This window comes from Marinobacter vulgaris (assembly GCF_003344045.1).
Taxonomy (GTDB): domain Bacteria; phylum Pseudomonadota; class Gammaproteobacteria; order Pseudomonadales; family Oleiphilaceae; genus Marinobacter; species Marinobacter vulgaris.
Genome location: NZ_QFWX01000025.1, coordinates 1 through 1,221 on the forward strand (window position 1 = coordinate 1; position 1,221 = coordinate 1,221).

The following is a 1,221-nucleotide window of genomic DNA, read 5'->3' on the forward strand; positions in this document are numbered from 1 at the left end:
GGGTTCTACCCCGTTTCCACGGACGGTTTTAAAACGGCTGACAACTTCTGATCCTGAGCGGCAACTCTACGTCGCATCCTGGGATTATGGAACCGCTCAACGTAGTCAAATACATCAGCCCTCGCTTCATTCTGAGTGCGGTAGCGCCGGTGGTGAACTCGCTCCCGTTTGAGCATTCCGAAGAATCCCTCACAGGCAGCGTTATCGCCACAGTGGCCGACCGCACTCATACTGCTCACCAGGCGGTTACTGCCGAGATATCGCTGGTAGTCCCCGCTGGTGAATTGACTGCCTCGATCAGAGTGTAAAATCACCGGGACTTTCCCCTGGCGCTGCCAAACAGCCATCTCAACGGCTCTGATCACCATGTACCGATCCTGACGGTGATGCATGGACCAGCCAACGATCAGCTTGCTGAACAAGTCGAGAACCACGCAGAGAAAGAGCTTTCCTTCCTGCGTGGGTATCTCCGTAATATCCGTCACCCACTTGGTGTCTGGCTCTAGAGCGGAGAAGTTCCGCTCCAGATGATTCCGGATACCCGGTGGCCGATAAGATCGACGTCCCAAGCGTCCGCGCTTCTTGCGTGGCCACCCCTGAATGCCATGCATGGCCATCAATCGCGCAACACGGTTCAGGCTTGTTGAAGCACCCTCGGCAACCAGGTCCTCGTGCATGCGGGGTGACCCAATCATGCCACCGCTGTCATCATGAATCTCTCTGATGCGCGACAACAAGTACTGATTAGCCTTTGCCCTGGCGGAATGGGGGCGAGATACCCAAGCGTAATAACCGCTGGCTGACACCTTCAGGCATCGGCACATAAGACGTATGGGGAAATTATTGCGACAACGTTGAATCGCCTGATACCTCAGGACGACTCCTTTGCGAAGAACACTGCCGCTTCGCGCAAAAAATCACGCTCCTTTTTCACTCGGGCCAGTTCTCGCTTGAGACGGGCAACCTCCTCGTCTCTTGGGGAGCCAGAGCCCTTGAAGGCCTTGTCCGTCTCCTCATCCGCTTCTCTGCGCCATCGGGACAACAGGTTGGGATTAATTCCAACCTCCAGGGCAATCTGGCGACAACTCACACCCGGTTGCCGGGTTAAAGCAATGGCTTCGCGTTTGAACTCTGGGCTATATTTTCTGCGTCTGGACATGAACACTCCTTTGGCACAGTGTGCCTCTTTTTAGGAATGTCCGCAGTAACGGGGTAGAACCC

1 protein-coding gene is annotated in these 1,221 nt (G+C 55.2%); it reads right to left on the bottom strand.

What is annotated here, in order from left to right; all coding sequences use genetic code 11:
* Positions 1-5: 5 nt before the first annotated feature.
* A protein-coding gene (locus tag DIT71_RS17590; RefSeq protein ID WP_114614521.1) for an IS3 family transposase occupies positions 6-1,159 on the bottom strand; the annotation gives its coding sequence in 2 pieces (ribosomal slippage) (positions 6-919 and positions 919-1,159; 1,155 coding nt in all).
* Between the last annotated feature and the right edge of the window lie 62 nt (positions 1,160-1,221).